Annotated in this window: 14 protein-coding genes; 4 read left to right on the forward strand and 10 right to left on the reverse strand. The window is 51.2% G+C overall.

Annotated features, from left to right (window positions below; genetic code table 11):
* The first annotated feature begins 12 nt into the window (after positions 1-12).
* Positions 13-1,923 carry a DUF294 nucleotidyltransferase-like domain-containing protein gene (locus ACUVOF_RS06340; RefSeq protein ID WP_447043534.1) on the forward strand — a complete coding sequence of 637 codons (1,911 nt, stop codon included), beginning with the start codon at positions 13-15 and terminating at the stop codon, positions 1,921-1,923.
* Between the two features lies 1 nt (position 1,924).
* Positions 1,925-2,650, forward strand: coding sequence for a 3'-5' exonuclease (locus ACUVOF_RS06345; RefSeq protein WP_447043535.1), 726 nt, complete (start codon positions 1,925-1,927; stop codon positions 2,648-2,650).
* A gap of 85 nt (positions 2,651-2,735) precedes the next feature.
* Here ACUVOF_RS06345 and ACUVOF_RS06350 read toward each other — a convergent pair whose 3' ends face one another.
* The 5 genes from ACUVOF_RS06350 to ACUVOF_RS06370 form a co-directional block, all read right to left on the reverse strand.
* Positions 2,736-4,376 (reverse strand): BCCT family transporter, encoded by a 1,641-nt coding sequence (locus ACUVOF_RS06350; protein ID WP_447043536.1) that lies wholly within the window; start codon positions 4,374-4,376, stop codon positions 2,736-2,738.
* Positions 4,377-4,416: 40 nt separating this feature from the next.
* Entirely contained in the window at positions 4,417-4,839 is a 423-nt protein-coding gene (locus tag ACUVOF_RS06355) for a universal stress protein (RefSeq protein WP_113269201.1), read from the reverse strand.
* Between the two features lie 158 nt (positions 4,840-4,997).
* Complete coding sequence (locus tag ACUVOF_RS06360; protein WP_447043537.1) at positions 4,998-5,873, reverse strand: glycine betaine ABC transporter substrate-binding protein; 876 nt, start codon at positions 5,871-5,873, stop codon at positions 4,998-5,000.
* A 122-nt stretch (positions 5,874-5,995) separates the two neighbouring features.
* The gene (locus tag ACUVOF_RS06365; protein WP_447043538.1) at positions 5,996-6,826 is read right to left on the reverse strand and encodes an ABC transporter permease; all 831 of its coding nucleotides are present in this window, start codon (positions 6,824-6,826) and stop codon (positions 5,996-5,998) included.
* Positions 6,826-8,028, reverse strand: coding sequence for a quaternary amine ABC transporter ATP-binding protein (locus ACUVOF_RS06370; protein WP_447043539.1), 1,203 nt, complete (start codon positions 8,026-8,028; stop codon positions 6,826-6,828). Before ACUVOF_RS06370 ends, ACUVOF_RS06365 begins: the two co-directional genes overlap by 1 nt.
* A gap of 492 nt (positions 8,029-8,520) precedes the next feature.
* On the opposite strand from ACUVOF_RS06370, the gene ACUVOF_RS06375 reads away from it, so the two are divergent.
* A complete protein-coding gene (locus tag ACUVOF_RS06375; RefSeq protein WP_447043540.1) occupies positions 8,521-8,973 on the forward strand; it encodes a hypothetical protein in 453 nt (150 codons plus the stop codon).
* Between the two features lie 242 nt (positions 8,974-9,215).
* Positions 9,216-9,419 carry a hypothetical protein gene (locus tag ACUVOF_RS06380; protein WP_447043541.1) on the forward strand — a complete coding sequence of 68 codons (204 nt, stop codon included), beginning with the start codon at positions 9,216-9,218 and terminating at the stop codon, positions 9,417-9,419.
* A gap of 44 nt (positions 9,420-9,463) precedes the next feature.
* Here the strand turns inward: ACUVOF_RS06380 and ACUVOF_RS06385 are convergent, their stop codons facing one another.
* The 5 genes from ACUVOF_RS06385 to ACUVOF_RS06405 all read right to left on the reverse strand — a co-directional run bounded on the left by ACUVOF_RS06385 (position 9,464) and on the right by ACUVOF_RS06405 (position 15,548).
* On the reverse strand, positions 9,464-10,864 hold the full coding sequence (locus tag ACUVOF_RS06385; RefSeq protein ID WP_447043542.1) for a sigma-54-dependent transcriptional regulator: 1,401 nt from the start codon (positions 10,862-10,864) through the stop codon (positions 9,464-9,466).
* 11 nt (positions 10,865-10,875) lie between these two features.
* A complete protein-coding gene (locus ACUVOF_RS06390; protein WP_447043543.1) occupies positions 10,876-12,321 on the reverse strand; it encodes an ATP-binding protein in 1,446 nt (481 codons plus the stop codon).
* 56 nt (positions 12,322-12,377) lie between these two features.
* The gene (locus ACUVOF_RS06395; protein ID WP_447043544.1) at positions 12,378-13,562 is read right to left on the reverse strand and encodes a PQQ-dependent sugar dehydrogenase; all 1,185 of its coding nucleotides are present in this window, start codon (positions 13,560-13,562) and stop codon (positions 12,378-12,380) included.
* Positions 13,563-13,679: 117 nt separating this feature from the next.
* Positions 13,680-14,555 carry an AEC family transporter gene (locus tag ACUVOF_RS06400; RefSeq protein WP_447043545.1) on the reverse strand — a complete coding sequence of 292 codons (876 nt, stop codon included), beginning with the start codon at positions 14,553-14,555 and terminating at the stop codon, positions 13,680-13,682.
* 78 nt (positions 14,556-14,633) lie between these two features.
* Complete coding sequence (locus tag ACUVOF_RS06405) at positions 14,634-15,548, reverse strand: LysR family transcriptional regulator (protein ID WP_447043546.1); 915 nt, start codon at positions 15,546-15,548, stop codon at positions 14,634-14,636.
* Positions 15,549-15,745 lie beyond the last annotated feature (197 nt).

Below are 15,745 nucleotides of genomic sequence, written 5' to 3' on the forward strand. Positions count from 1 at the left end.
CAAGGAGGCCGTATGGATGTCGAATTATTAGAAATTCATCAGCATATGGGACGGTTTCCCCCGTTTGATGGGCTGTCGGACGATCTCCTCGATGCCATTGCTGGGCAGGTTGAAGTTAGTTACTTTAAAACTGGCAGCAATATCTTAGTGCTCAACGAAACCCTTGATCACCTTTGTTATATTCGCAGTGGCGCCGTTGAAGTTTATCGCAGCCAGGGAGATTTATATAACCGCTTGGGAGAAGGCGATATATTCGGCCATTTCAGCCTGCTGCGTAATCATAAAGTGCGTTTTCCTGCCCAGGCAATCGAAGATACCTTAATCTATTTTATCCCTAACGCAGTTTTTCAGCGGCTGTGCGAAGAGGATGATGATTTTGCCGATTTTGTAGAGTTGGAGCGGCCGCGGTTAGAAACCGCCGCCGAGCAGCAAAAGAAATCCAACGACATGATGGTGACGCGAATACGCAAATTGCTGACCCGCTACCCCGTCATGGTCGAAGTATCTACTAGCGTTCAGCAAGCTGCACAGCAGATGAGTGAGGCCCAAGCATCTGCACTGCTGGTGTTGAAAGAGGGCAGTGATAATCCCCGCTACAGCTTTAAAGACAGTGAAGGCCAAACCTGGCAGATGTTCGGAATTTTAACGGACAGTGATTTTCGTACTCGTGTCGTGGCGGAGGGGCTATCGCCACAAACCAAAGTGGGCGAGGTGGTTTCCTCGCGGCTAATCACTGTTCAATCAGATGCCTCTGTTAATGAAGCCATGCTGACGATGTTGCGCAATAATGTGCACCACCTGCCTGTGCTTTACCGACAGCGCCCAGTAGGCGTAGTACATCTTTCCGATATTATCCGCTACGAGACTCATAGCGGCCTTTATTTGGTCAGCAATATCTTTAACCAGTCCAGCACACAGGGGTTAGCACGCTTAGCGCCGGATGTACGTGCAGCATTTGTGCGGATGGTGCAAGAGGGCGCTAACTCACAGATGGTAGGCAGTGCGCTCTCCACGATAGGGCGCAGCTTTACACGACGGTTGTTGGAAATGGCGGAAGCGGAGCTAGGCCCACCCCCTGTAGCCTATTGTTTTATGGTGAATGGCTCAATGGCACGTAATGAGCAGAGCATTGTTACTGACCAGGATAATGCACTGATTCTCTCCGATGAGTTTATTGCTGAGCAGCATGATGCTTACTTTTACGCCTTAGCGAAAATTGTCAGCGATGGGTTAGATGCCTGTGGCTACACGTATTGCAAAGGCGACGTGATGGCGACCAACACGCAGTGGCGTCAGCCACTCCATGTTTGGAAACGTTATTTTAAGGACTGGATGGCCAATCCAACGCCGGAACGGCTGTTGCACAGCTCTATTTTCTTTGACTTGGATAGTTGCTATGGCGAAGATCATTATGTAGAAGCATTGCAAGATTTAATTGCTGACACGGCGCCCAAATCACCGCTTTTTTTAGCTGCCATGGCGCGTAATGCTTTGAATCGGACGCCGCCGCTAGGTTTTTTTCGAACCTTTGTGATGGAGCAGGATGGAAAGCATAACAACTCCATTAACCTGAAACGGCGGGGTACGGCGCCAATGGTTGATTTGGTGCGTATTCATGCGCTGGCCTGCGGCTCAAAAGCGCAGAATTCCTTTCAGCGCTTGAATGACATCGGCAAGACCCAGCTATTAGCGACTGGCATGAGCGAAAAAATAAGCTATGCATTTGAGTTTTTATGTATGTCACGGCTACGTCATCAGATGATTGACTTACAAGAAGACCGCCCGCCAGACAACAATATCGAACCTGAAAACGTTGAAGATAGCGAGCGGCACACGCTTAAAGATGCTTTCCAAGTGCTAAGCAACGCTCAGAAGTTCTTGAAGTTCCGCTACCCAATGCCCGCTCAGCGGCAGGGCCGCTAAAATGAACGGGATACGCCTACGCCAAAAAATAACCCAGGCCGATTGGGTCGGGTACATGGCTCAACGGGCTCAGCAGGCAGCTAATCCAGCGATCCGGCAGTTTTTTGCCACACCACTGCCTGACCCTGACACCCCCATTGCCGACGTACCTATGGTGGCGCTGGATATGGAAACCACGGGGCTGGACGAGCGCCGCCACGCAATTGTCAGCGTTGGTGTTGTACCCTTCACGTTAAATCGTATCAAGTTGGCCGAGCGGCACTATTGGGTGGTGAAACCTTCTCGGCCCCTGGCAGAAGAATCGATTGCCTATCACCACATTACTCATTCGGAGATCGCCGAGGCGCCCGATTTTGAGGTAATACTCGATGAGCTGTTAGCGCAGTTAGCTGGTCGCTTGGTGGTGGTTCACTTTCGCAATATTGAACGGCCTTTTTTAAATGCCGCCGTCAAAGCGCGCCGTGGGGAAGGGCTATTGTTTCCGATGATTGATACCATGTCCTTGGAGGCTCGGCTTCATCGCCAAACGCTATGGGCGCGTTTTCGTCGCTGGCTAGGTCGACCGCCTGTCTCAATACGCTTGAACGCTAGTCGTGAACGCTATGGCTTGCCCGCTTATCAAGGGCATCATGCTTTGGTGGATGCGCTAGCAACGGCGGAGTTGCTACAGGCACAAATTGCCAACCGTTATCGGCCTGAAACGCCTTTGAAAGACATATGGTGTTGAGCTAACTAAGAGGTTGAGTAATTAGAAAAGAAACGGGCAACCCAATGGGTTGCCCGTTTGCTTTCTGGTTAGACTTAAAGAGACGTTAGACCGCTTTGGGCTCGCTCATTAATCCTTTGATAATGGCATAACACGCCACCAGCAGAATGATCGTGAACGGGAAGCCGGTGGAGACGGCCATGGTCTGTAGTGCGGTTAAGCCACCGCCGAGTAGCAGGGCAATCGCAATGGCGCCCTCAATAATCGCCCAGAACACGCGTTGTGGCTTCGGCGCATCGACCTTGCCGCCTGCGGTAATCGAATCGATTACCAGCGAGCCGGAGTCAGAGGAAGTCACAAAGAAGATAATTACCAGGATAATCGCGATAAACGAGGTGATTTGTGACAGCGGTAGCTGCTCTAACATGACAAATAGCTGCAAATCGACGCCAGCCTCACGCACGGCTTCAATGCCCTGGCTCAAGTATTGATCAATGGCGGTACCACCAAAAGTGGTCATCCACAGTACCGACACAACCGAAGGCACGATTAATACTGATACCAGAAATTCGCGTACAGTGCGGCCACGAGATACCCGCGCGATAAACATACCGACGTACGGAGACCAGGAGATCCACCAGGCCCAATAGAAGGCCGTCCAACCTTGGCTGAAGTTGGCATCTTCACGGCCAAAAGGATTCGATAGCGCAGGAAGATGAACCGCATAGCTCCACAGGTTCTCAAAGAAGCCGGTCGCAATTAGCAGGGTGGGGCCAACCGCGATAACAAAGAACAGTAACAGCGCCGCCATGGCGATATTGATTTTGGAGAGCAACTGCACACCTTTATCGACGCCCGCCATAATCGAGCCAATCGCAATAATGGTAATGCCGATGATCAGCAGTATCATGGTGATATCGCTTTCTGGCGCGCCGAACAGGTAAGTCAGGCCCGCTGCCGCTTGGGTAGCACCTAGACCCAAAGAAGTGGCTAGACCAAACAGTGTGGCAAAAACAGCAAGTATATCGATAAGATGGCCTGGCCATCCCCAAACGCGCTCGCCCAAAATCGGGTAAAAAACCGAACGCATGGAGAGCGGCAAGCCCTTATTGAACGAGAATAGCGCCAGTGAAAGTGCTACGACGGCGTAAATCGCCCAGGGGTGCAGGCCCCAGTGGAAGATAGTCGCCGCCATGCCCAGTGCTGCTGCGCCCGCGGCGTCTCCCTCGGCGCCCGCTAATGGCGCCCAGCTTCCCCCATCAAACGAGGTGCCAAAATGGGTCAATGGTTCGTTGACGCCGAAGAACATCAAGCCTATACCCATGCCCGCGGCAAACAGCATTGAGAACCAGCCCATGTAGGTAAAATCTGGCTTGGCATCGGCACCACCAATGCGGATTTTACCTAATGGGGAGCAAATTAAACCAATACATAAAATAACGAATATATTTGCCGCTAAGATAAAAAACCACGCCAGATTGCCGGTCAAAAAGCCAAAAATGGCATCATAAATAGGCGAGATTGTATCCTGGAGTGCCAGCGTTAATACGACAAACAGCAACACGACTATCGCTGAAATGCTGAACACCTTGCCGTGCAGGTCAAGATTGACACCCATGGTGCTTGTGGTGATGTTGTCCTGGCCGATGACGTAATCGGTATCAATCAGATTCGCCGCACCCTCTGGGGCGGGTATGCCCTCCGAGACCTGCTCATCAGGTGGTGTATTTTGCGGTGTTTTATCCACAAATTTACTCCCTTAATTATTTAAAAAAAGAAACGCGATTCTATTGAGCCAGACGTATTAGGAAGACAGAGGCGTTTGTGTGGGTGGCTACTTTGCCACCATGCGAGGGCATGACAATATCCAAATGACTTGGCAGATGCGTTGCCATCATTACTAAGTCCGCCCCTATTTCGCCAATAGCTTTCTCTAGCAGCGAGTCGATATTCGCTACAGGATCTGTTGAGCTATAAACTTTGCTGCTGACTGGTTGACCATGAACCTTATGGCGCTCTTGCGCGAACGCTTCAAGCTTTTGCTCATATTCCTGGGGAGTGCGGGCGACACTTGTCGGTGTATTGGCTGTGACGCCGACATAGGTAATATGTGCGTCATATTGTTTGGCTAGGTCGGCAACAACGCTTAACGCGGGTTCCAATGCTTCTAGGTGGGCAAGGTCTACCGGCACCATAATGTTAGTAAACATGCCAATCTCCCGAAATGGCCAGGCACAATACCGTACTGCTCATATTAGCGCTGGGCATAACAATAGGTTGTACAAATTTAAACAGCTGAGCTGGAGCTTTTAAAAGCCTCAGCTCAGCAATTGCTAACAAATAAGATTAGCTAACCAATATAATGGCATTAGCTGTCTAGCCATTGCTCCACTACGTCCTGGTTATCTTCAACCCACTGCTTAGCGTTCTCGTAGGGGTCGCTGTCCTCTTCCTGGTTCATGAGCATGACTTCGCCCATCTGCTCAGGCGTCCACTCGAAGGCATCGAGAATAGCATAGGCTTCAGGCATGTCATCTTCCAAACCTTGACGTACTACGGTATGGATTTGCTCTGCACCGCCATAAACATTTTCAGGATCTTCTAGGTATTTGAGATCAAAGCGGGCAAACATCCAATGAGGCGTCCAGCCGGTCACAACGATGTCTTCTTCGTTGTTAATCGCACTAGACAGTGCTGCCGTCATGGTGGCGCCGCTGCCACTACGCAGATCCAGCTCAAGGTCATAGGTATCCACAACCTCTTCGGACAGCGCCATTAAGCCTGCCCCGGGGTCAATACCGATGATCTCGCCATTAAAGCTGTCAGCGTTATCGTTAAGGTCGGCAATGGAGTCAACATCGGTGTACTCAGGAACGACGAGGCCCAGCTTGGTGCCGTCTAAGTTGGCGCCGAGGTCTTCAATGCTATCGCCGACACGCTCCATGTAATCTGCGTGCGTGGTCGGTAGCCAAGCTGCGACGATGGCATCCGCGTCGCCAGTCGAGAGCGCCTGGAACATAGCTGCCGCCGAGAGTGATGTTAGGTCAACCTCATAGCCTGCTTGCTCAAGTACGGCAGCAATGACATTCGTGGAGGCGACCTCGGAAGACCACTCGACATAGGCCAGATTCACTGTGCCTTTCTCTTCTTCGGCTTGCGCCGCGCTGCTGGCTGCAACACCTGCACCTGCTAACAGTGCCAGTGAAGCAAGACGGATACGGAGGTTCAATGTGCGATGTTTCATTCACTTTCTCCCTTGGGTATACATTTTTAGTGTCGTGGCTATCTGCTGCTTAATACAGCATGGTTAGCAGGAGGTGACTTGGCAAGCATATGGCTCAACGCAGCCGCCCCTACTGTTTTGCTTTATTGGCGCGTTTTGCGCAACGATTGGGTCAGGCGGTCAAGCAGCATGGCCAAGATAACTACCGCGATGCCAGCTTCAAAACCATCGCCAGGGCGCAGGCGTTGAATCGCGCGCCATACTTCGCTACCCAACCCATCGGCACCAATCATAGCCGCAATAACGACCATAGAGAGGGCAAGCATAATGGTCTGGTTAATACCGGCCATTACGGTGGGTAATGAGAGTGGTAGCTGCACTTTAAAAAGTTTCTGACCACGCGTGGCGCCATAGGCATCGGCTGCCTCGATTAGCTCTACGGGTACTTGACGGATACCCAGCGTAGTAAAGCGAATTGCCGGGGGCATTGAAAAAATGACCGTCGCAAAAATTGCGGAGACAGAGCCAATACCGAAAAAAGGAATGGCAGGAATCAAATATACGAAGGCTGGCATGGTCTGCATGAAATCCAAAACTGGCATGATGACCCGGTAAAGCCGATTAGAGAGTGCCGCTGCAATGCCCACTGGCAACGCAATGACCACCGCTACCAAGGTGGCAAAAACGACCAGTGTGAGCGTTTCAATCATTGGATTCCAAAGCCCAAGGTTCCAAATTAGGGCTAAACCGGCCACGGCGCCAATCGCAAGGCGAACGCCCGCTAGTTTCCAACAAAGTAACGCTATCAACCCAAGTAATGCCCATTCAGGCAACCACATTAAGCTATCGTTTAAAACATCAATGCCGGTTTGGGTGAAGCGAGAGATTCCTCGGGTAACCATGGAGTATTCGCTAGTTAACCAAGTCAGGCCGCTCTCAATCCAATCACCTAGCGGAATGCGTGGGATATCCATTATTGCTCTCCTGCCCGTGCCAGTTCATCGAGTACTGCGCCTTTTACCACCACGCCCAGCAACTGATCTTGCTTATCAATAACGGCGATAGGGAAGCTCTTTTCACTAAACATGGCAAACAGGTTATGTAGAGGCTCATCCATGGGGACTTTGCGGAAATCCTGGGTTAAATAGGGGATGATTGAATCAGACTTTTCTTCAATTGCGCGGCTAGCGGCATCGGCTTCCAACAGCCCGAGCAGACGGCGGTCGCGATCAACCACATAGATGGAGTCGATGCTGTGGTCGCGCATACGGTGTAGCGCGGTACGCGGCCCATCGCTTTCGCGAGCGGTGGTACGCAACGGGCGCATGGCGCTCTCGGCGGTCAGAATACGTGACCGATCAACTCCTTCAATGAAGCGTCGCACGTAGTCATCTGCTGGCTGGGTGAGTATCTCTTCCGGCGTACCGATTTGGACTACTTCACCATCTTTAAGTAGAACGATTCGGTCGCCAATATTGAGCGCCTCATCCAGGTCATGGGTAATGAATACGGTGGTCTTTTGCATTCTGGATTGTAGTTGCAAAAGTTCTTGCTGCATGTCTTTGCGAATTAGCGGGTCAAGCGCCGAGAAGGCTTCGTCCATTAACAGCACGGTCGCATCGTTGGCCAACGCGCGAGCTAAACCAACACGTTGCTGCATGCCGCCGGAAAGCTGGTTGGGGTAAGCGTCTTCCCAGCCCTCTAAGCCAACCTGCTTGAGCGAATCATGAGCAATTTTGTGTCGTTCTGCTTTTTCGACGCCGCGAATTTCCAAACCGAACTCGGCGTTTTGCTGCACAGTGCGGTGAGGAAATAGCGCGAAATTCTGAAACACCATCGAGAAGTGTCGGCGGCGACACTCCAGCAGCGCCTTTTCTTTCAGGGTTGGAATGTTCTCCCCATCAATGACGATCTCACCTTCGGTGGTGTCAATCAGGCGGTTAAGGCAGCGAATCAATGTCGATTTACCCGACCCTGATAGGCCCATTATGACAAGTAGTTCGCCTTCAAACACATCAAACGAAATATTGGATAGCCCTAATGTCTGGCCAGTTTTCTCCAGAATCTCGGGGCGCTTCATGCCCTGGTTACGTAGCTCAATCCCTTTTTGAGGATGCTTGCCAAAGACTTTGCTTAAGCCACGTACTTTAATTTTGACGGGTCGTGTCTCGTCCATCGGCGATGCCTTTTGTTGAGCGGAATTGGGGCGTGTCGTTACTGTCTGTATCGCCACTGACCGTTATTAGGTCATGTTTCACTAGCCATCAGAATAGCGACACAACACTATCCATAAAGAAAAAAGAGCTTGGTTTGGATAATTTATTAATAATTATTATACATAGGTGGGGCGTGTGTGTCACAACGGCTCGCTCAACGGAGCAATTAACGCTACATGTGTCATTTTTTACCCATCAAAGGCTAGTTGACAAAACCTTGATAAAAGGTAGTTTTTATAAAATATGTAACTGTTTTAATTAATTTTTTATTTGTTTTTTTGATATTGGCACGTTAAATGAAAGGGGTTGAGTGTATTACCTTTGCATGTACAAGGTTAATTATCGAATCAGGTAGGCAATATTTGGTACGACAGAATATTTAGTAAGTGAATATTTAGTAGGTAAAGTACTGAGTAATTAACGGTGTTAGCAATGGAATGGAGGTGGGTATTATGGACAAGCGATATGGCTACATGGAGAGTAAGCAGATTACTAAGCGCCCACGTTGGTTAACATTGTGCATGATGGCAACTGCTGCGAGTGTTATTACGTTAGCGGGTTGCGGTGATGAAGAGCCGCCCGTGCCTGCGGAAGAGCCTTCTCCGTTGGAGCAAGACGCCACCTCTGAGCCTGAGCCCAGCATAAATGAAGAGCCTGCGACGCAGCAGAATTCTGGCTTAGAAGCAGAATCAGCATCCGAAGGCTCAATCACACAAGACAATGGCGAAGACTCTGAAGCGCCTGTATCAAGCCAGGGCATGTCGGAAGAGAATATGCCGGAAGACACGATGGATGAGCCTGTAGAAGGCGGTAATAACTCAGATGAAGATGACGCCGGTTTTGGCGAAGGGACTGATCCCATGCCTGGCACCGAAGATGACGAAAATTCGACCAGTAACCAGTAAGTACCGCTCCCTACGATGGTAAATCGCTCAGCTGTTTGTTCCCTGCGGCTGCCCCACACGGTTTACCATCTTTTCCGCCCCCGCGCCCGCGGGGGTTTTTTTAACAGTGAGCGCTTAATTTACCTTAATCTTTGCTTGCTAAAAGTGGTATTTAAGCTGGAAATCCAGTGCATCACCACTATGTTTAAAAGGACGGAACGTAAAAACGTATTGGTAGAGGCTGACTAAGGAGTGAATAAGACATGATGTCATTAAAAACCAACATGCCGTCTTATGCTTTACTACTGATGACAATCTTGGTGGTAGGGGCATTATCTGGGTGTGGCGAGAGTGCTCCCCCTGAAACAGATGCCCAACCCGAAGAGCAAGAACCTATGAATACCGGCCCAATGCCCCTAGATAGTGACCCCGCCGCTGAAGCGCCAGGCGAGGGCGTAACAGAGTAAGCATAATTAGCGTAGATGTGCTGAGCGCGCCTGAATGCCAATAATTATTCTTCTTTGTCTTCGAGGCGGCGGTAGAGGGTCCTGCGAGCAATCCCTAGTACCTCTGCCGTACGCCGCTTATTACCCCCCGTTGCTTCTAATACTTTATTGATATAACGCTTTTCGACTTCTTCTAGGCTGGGCCAGCGGATTGGTGGAGGTGTTGGCATTTGGCTTCCTGCCACCACTTCGCCACTTAAGGTAGGCACCAGCGGCGTGCCAGGCTCCGAGGTTGCTTGCTCGCGTAGTCGTTCGGGTAAGTCTTTATGGCTGAGTGAGCCGTCTTCGCTCAACGTGACAGCCCGCATAATCGCATTTTCCAGTTCGCGCACGTTGCCTGGGTAGGTGTAGTTCAGCAAATCATTAAGTGCTTCGGGTTCGATTTTCTCTATCTGCTTGCTTTGTGCTTCTGAGTGCTTGTCGATAAGGGCAAAAACAAGGTGCTCAATGTCAGCACCGCGCTCGCGAAGAGGAGGGATGCGTAAAGAAAAGGTTTCCAGGCGGTAAAAAAGATCGCTACGGAAGTTATCCTGCTCGATCTCTTTTTCAAGGTTACGGTGAGTTGCGGCAATGATACGTACGTCCACGGGCTCTTCTCGCTCTCCACCCACCGGGCGCACGGTTTTCTCCTGCAGCGCTCGCAGCAACTTAGCCTGAAGATTGATAGGCATTTCACCAATTTCATCTAGAAAAAGGCTGCCGCCATGGGCGCTGTGGAAGAGCCCTTTGCGCGCTTCGTTAGCACCGGTAAAAGCGCCTTTTACATGACCAAAGAATTCGCTTTCCATCAAGTCAGCAGGAATGCTTGCACAGTTAACCGGTACGAATGGTTGGTCATTGCGTGGACTTTCCTGATGGATAGCGCGGGCAAGTAGCTCTTTGCCGGTGCCGCTTTCGCCTAATATCAAGATAGGAGCGTCGCTTTTTGCAAGGCGAGAGGCGTCATGAAACAGAGCTTGCATGACCTGGCTTTTACCTACAATGCCATGGAAATGACTAATGTCTGAATCGTGACAAACCGCTAAACGCTGGCGTTCTAGCACCCGGAATACGGCTTCTCGAATAGCATCCAAATCGAGTGGCTTGGTTAAAAAATCATCAGCCCCGAGCTTGAGTGCCTCGACAGCTTGGTCAATGGTGCCAAAAGCGGTAATCACGATAATGCCCAGCTCACTGCCTGCTTGGCGTAGCTGCTGAAGTAACTGTATGCCCGTCATGCCGGGCAAACGCACATCGGTGATTACCAGCGAGACAGTGGTATGGCTCAACAAGGCGATAGCTTCTTCAGCGCTAGGGACACCAAGCGTTTTATAGCCTGCATCCTGCAGTTCTTCTTCTAATAGCTCACGTATAGCGGCGTCATCTTCCACCACCAATAAAGGTAAAGGGTGTTCCTGATGGGTCACAAACGTTGTCCTCACGCGGATACGGTTTCACTAAGGGGGAGCGTAATTTCAAACCCAGCGCCGCCAAGGGCGCTGTCAAACACGCCGATGGTGCCGCCGTGGTCATTAATAATGCGATGTACCATAGAGAGTCCTAAACCACTGCCTTGACCGACGGGTTTGGTAGTGAAAAAGGGATCGAATACTTTATGATGATGGACGCTGGGAATCCCCGGACCATCATCTTCCACCCACAGTATTAGTTCGTTTTCTTGTTGCTGGGCTCGCACCCTGATGCGGCTTACCTCGGGAGCTTGCGCCGCATTTCGCAGCAAATTGGATAGCACTTGCACAATTTGTTGGCCGTTGGCGAATAAATTGGGTGTCGGCGACGGTAATTCAATGTCTAAGCAAATATTACGTGGTTCAAGTTCTTCTTCGACGAGGTCGCTGGCGCTCATAATAAGCTGATCTAGGGCTAGCTCGCCTTTCTCTACGTTATGCTGTCTACCTAATTCCATCAATTGGCGAACAATTTCAACGATACGTTCCACTTCGCCACGAATTCGCCCCAGCCGAGAGCGTTCATCATCGCCAATGACTTCACGGCGAGCCAAGCGCTGGGCCTGCCCATTAATCACTGTTAGCGGCGCGCCTATCTCATGGGCGACCCCTGCCGCAAGTACGCCTAGTTCAGCGAGTTTTTTCGATTTGCGCAGGCCCTTTTCAAGCTCTATTTCGCGTCGCTGACGATCCTCTATTTCATGGTCTTTTTCTGCCATCGCATCCAACATGCCGTTTAACCCGGAAGCGAGGCGGCGATATTCGGTAGGCCCGTCTTCAGTGGCGCGTTGGCTGCGGTCGCCATCTTCAACCAGCAGCATGACGTGGAGCAGCCGGTTAAGCGGGCGTTCAATATGGCGACGAAACCCCCACCAAATACTAAAAACGATCCCGGCTGCGCCGATCACAAACACCAATACGGCCACAATACTGATAAAGCCAGTGTAGTTCTCAATTCCTGTGTTTAGTCGATTAACCTGCAGTACGCCATATACTGTGCCATCTTGTGAGCGCAAAGGTGTCAACGCAGAGTAATAATTCCAACCCTCGTATTCACGATAATTGCTATATAAGTCATCGCGTTCAATGACCTGTTGAATCTCTTCCTGGCTGAAAATATCTTTGCCAAGGCCTAGCCCGTAAATATCGCGCCCCTGGGTATCAAATACATAGGCGCCATAAATGCGATGGAAGGAGAAGGCCGATTGCAGGGCTTCTTCAAGTGGCGTGCTGCTATCTGGAGTAACCGCGTAGCTCAACGAAGAGCTCAATGTGCGGGTAATAATCTCTACTTCTGTTTGTAGCTTTGAACGTACATTATCCTCAAGTGATTTAATGGCCACTAAGCTAAATACCACGAGGATGACAAACAGCGGCACAATCACCGTTAAAATAATTAAATTGCGTAGTCGCATGCGGCGTCCATGATGGCATTAATGCATTTTAGTAACAGCTAATGGAAAGGGCGCTATTAATGGGTTGGCGTCAGGCGATAAAGGCCACCCTGAGGATCATCCGTAAGCAAGTAGATGGCATCGTCCGGGCCTTGAGCAACCTCCCGAATACGACCAATCTCTCCCTCCAGTATGAGCTCTTCTTCGGCTACGGCGCCATCTTCTATGCGCAAACGAAGTAGCTTTTCGCTGCTAAGCCCGCCGGCCAATAGATTACCTTCCCATTCACCATAGGCATCGCTGGTAACTTCTGTAAGCCCAGCCGGGGCAAAGCGGCCTTCAAATACATACACCGGATCGACCATGCCAGGCAACGAATCTTTGCCAATCGGTTCATTGGTCGCATAGTCATTGCCTTGGCTTACGTCGGGCCAGCCATAGTTATTGCCTGCTTCAATATGGTTCAGCTCGTCGCCGGTGCGGGGGCCGTGTTCAGTTACCCATGCTTCACCATTGCTAAGTACCGTCATGCCTTGGATATTGCGATTGCCCAAGGTGTAAATTTCATCCAGGGTACCGGGGTCATCAACAAAAGGGTTGTTATTCGGAACGCCGCCAGTGGCGGTGAGACGTAAGATGGATCCAGCATGGTCGTCGCTTGCTTGGGCGCGGGATGGTTCACTACCACGGTCACCAATACTCATTAATAGTGTTCCGTCGGGCAGCCACGCCAGGCGCGAGCCATAGTGGCGGCCAGGGCCTGAAGCGCGACCCTGCTCAAACAAGTGTTCGATATCACCCAGTTCGTCACCAAGCCATTTAACGCGTGATAGCGCCGAGCGCGTTTGATTGCCATCGGGCTTGCTCCAGGTGAAGTAAATCCAATCGCTGTCACCCGCGCTATCACCGCCTTCAAAGTCAGGGTGTAGAACGATATCTAACAGGCCGCCCTGGCCCTGAGTACTGACATCGGGCATCCCATCCAAGGCGCGAGTTTCGCCACTGGCAGGGTTAACTAACGTCAACTGCCCGCTGCGTTCACTCACCAGATAGCGACCGTCGGGTAAAAACGCTACCCCCCAAGGGTGCTCAAAGCCATTAGCGACACGCTCAAGGGAAAGGTTTAAATGATCGGTTTGCAAGGATTCCAAAATGACGGCATTGCTTGCAGTGCAAGCCAGTGGAAGGCCAAAAATTCCTGCCCCTAGCACCCCAGTCATTAGCCAACGGCGAGTGGGACTGCTCGTGTTTGTAGACTGCATAGCGTTCCCTCTGGTGGTGTTAATCCCCATCATTATTGCCTGTAGTTTAGCAGTGACTCTTCGCCCGCGTCGGGGTTCCGCTAATAGTAAATAAACAGTGTGCCTGGAAAAGAGTGTTTACATTAGCAGGGCGAGCAGCACGGGCAGATAAAATAGCGCTAGCAGCGTTGAGCAGAACACCAAACTGGCGACATAAGCAGGTTCACGCTGGGCGCGCTGAGCAAAAAGATAATTGAATACCGCTACCGGCATGCACATCTGCACTACTAAAATGCTTTGTGCCAAAGGCGGGAGGCCTACCCAACCCGCGATCAACCAGGCGATCCCAGCAGCGAGGGGAACGCGCACCAAGCTAAAACCGAGCCCTGATCGCAGGTTTTTTACCTGAATGCTGGCCAGCGATACGCCTAGGGTAATGAGCATGAGAGGCACCGTAAAACCCGACATTAAATCTACTGTATTCGCCAGCCAGGGCGGCAGTGAAGTGCCCGTCAGCAGCAGCGTCATGGAAATAATAATGGCGTACACCGTAGGCGTTTTAACGAGGGTTTTGAGCGGGTTGCCTTGGCTACTAAGCGCAGCACCCAGGGTGAATTGAAACAGTGATACGGTAACCATTACCGTGATTCCGTAGGCAAAACCTGCACTACCAAAGGCATAAAGCACCACAGGTAAACCCATGTTGCCGGTATTGGGGTACATCATAGGCGCAATTAACACTCGCCAGCTTCGGCGCAGCAGTTTCGCCACTAGAAAGGTGGCTGCACCCATGCAGATAATGACCAGCGATGCGGCCAGCATGGTCTGGCCAAAGGTGGCCGCATCAATATCCGCACCCGCCAGAGAAGCTAACACCAGCGAAGGTGTTCCAATGTTAAATACTAGCCGAGTGATGAAGTCGACCGGATAGGGGTGGCCTAGGCGTACCCATAAATAGCCAAGCCCTGCACCGGCAAGCACGGGCGCCATGACGGCAAAAAGTTCGGCAAGCATTTACTGTCCTTGGCAATCGTTAGCCGCCTATTGTCGTTAATGCGCGGGCTAACTGGCAAGGCAAGCGCTTGAATTAGCCTAAACTGCGGCGGTTTTTGCGCGCCATTGGGTGGGTACTTGGCTTCTTAAAAACTCTAAGAGCGCATGGGTGCGGCGTGTTTGATGGCCGTAGGCGTAGAGCAGCGTAATGGGCAGGGGCTCCGGCTCCCAGCCTGGCAGGCAGTTGATCAGTTCGCCTGGATGATGCTGCTCGCGCCTGGCGGTTAACCAGTGTGAGAGCAAGCCGATCCCCTGGCTGCGCGCGATGGCGTCAATATGCAGGGTGGTGAGGTCTACACGCAGCCGTGAACGGGGCGGGTTAAACGTGTATTCGCCATGATCAGGATGAGCGAGCCGCAACCCATTAGACGATGAACCCAGCAGGTCTATCCAGGCATGCCGATTAAGTTCTTCGGGATGATTGGGCATTCCGGCGCTCGCTAAATAGTGGGGGCTGGCGTAAAGCCCGCGGGTTAAATAGCCCAAGCGCTCCTGGTTTAGCCCACACTCATGAGTCTGCCCTAACCACACATGCACACTGTTGCTGTGCATTTTCGTCGGCGGGGTCTCACGGGTGTGCAGCGTTAGCTCTACCTTCGGATGACGATTTAAAAAGGCATCAATCGCACTGGCTAACCAACTGCGCGCCAGGGCGCCGTGCACTTCAAGGGTTATTTCACCGCTGATCTCCTCACGCAGTTCAGCCAGCGCCTCCTGGCTATGGGCCGCCATCGCCAATAGCTCGGTACAGTAGTTGTGAAACAGCAAACCTGCTTCGGTAGGGATCAAGCGATTGGCTTGACGTCGCAACAGCGGCTGGTTAAGCCGGGTTTCAAGTTGGCTGATTCGCCGGCTTAGGGTCGATTTGGCTAATCCGAGCTTTTGCGCGCTGCGTGTCAAACTGCCCGTGGTCATTACATCGGCAAACGCAGTGAGTTCGTCAAAGTCATACATGGTTAGGCCCACGGGAAAAGGGTGAATGCTAATTGTGCCATTTTTCGGTGTAAATGAAAATAATAGGCATTTGTGTTCCGGTATGCTGAACGTACCGTCTCACCCCAATGTGCAAAGAGTATGCAAAAATATAAATGCTAATAATTCGTATTTAATAGAGCGAATCGTCACACATCTTGCTCACCCACTATGAAGGA

The organism is Vreelandella sp. H-I2, from assembly GCF_052959335.1.